The sequence below is a fragment of the Brevibacillus daliensis genome, assembly GCF_021245735.1.
GTDB lineage: Bacteria > Bacillota > Bacilli > Brevibacillales > Brevibacillaceae > Brevibacillus_B > Brevibacillus_B daliensis.
This window is the reverse complement of record NZ_JAJISB010000074.1, coordinates 1-752: the sequence shown is the minus strand read 5'-3', so window position 1 is coordinate 752 and position 752 is coordinate 1. Positions and strand designations below refer to the sequence as shown.

At 42.6% G+C, this 752-nt stretch carries 1 protein-coding gene; it reads left to right on the top strand.

The window, feature by feature from the left end:
* Positions 1-752 (top strand): IS3 family transposase (locus LM917_RS24270; protein ID WP_232700273.1); only part of this gene is annotated, 752 nt, incomplete at both ends.

Here is a 752-nt window from a genome sequence, read left to right as displayed (position 1 = left end):
TATACAGCTTGCGCTGTTTGACACGTTATTTGTGTAAAGTGGCTTGCGTCAGTGCGAGTGGCTATTATCGTTGGCTAAGAAGCGAAGAAGCACGACAGATACGTGAGGAATCAGATGAACGTGACTTATCGCTTATTAAGCTGCACTTTGATGCCCTGCACGGCAAGGCTGGATTTAGAGTGATAAAAATGCAGCTTGAACGTGAAAACGGCGTGATCATGAATCACAAGAAGATTCGTCGATTAATGCGAAAGTACAAGCTCGTGGCATCCATTCGCCGAGCGAAACCATACCGAAATATGGCGAAAGCAACACAAGAACACCAAACATGCCCTAACCTGCTAAATCGTCAGTTTAATCAAGAAGAACCGGAAAAAGTACTGCTCACTGATATAACCTATATGCATTATGGAAACGGACAATGTGCCTACCTGTCAGTGGTAAAAGATGGAGCAACGAAACAGATCCTGGCTCACTATCTTTCATCTTCCCTAGCTTTGCCTTTGGTAGAGTTCACTTTAAACAGACTACTTGAACGTCTGGATGGCAATATTCATCCCGAAGCTATTTTCCACTCCGATCAAGGGATGCATTATACTCATCCCAAATTCCGTGAGCTTATTAAAAAAGCAGGATTTAAGCAGTCCATGTCCCGTAAGGGGAACTGTTGGGATAATGCTGCTATGGAAACTTTCTTTGGGCATATGAAGGATGAACTGGAATACAAGAATTGTACATCTATTAAAGAATTA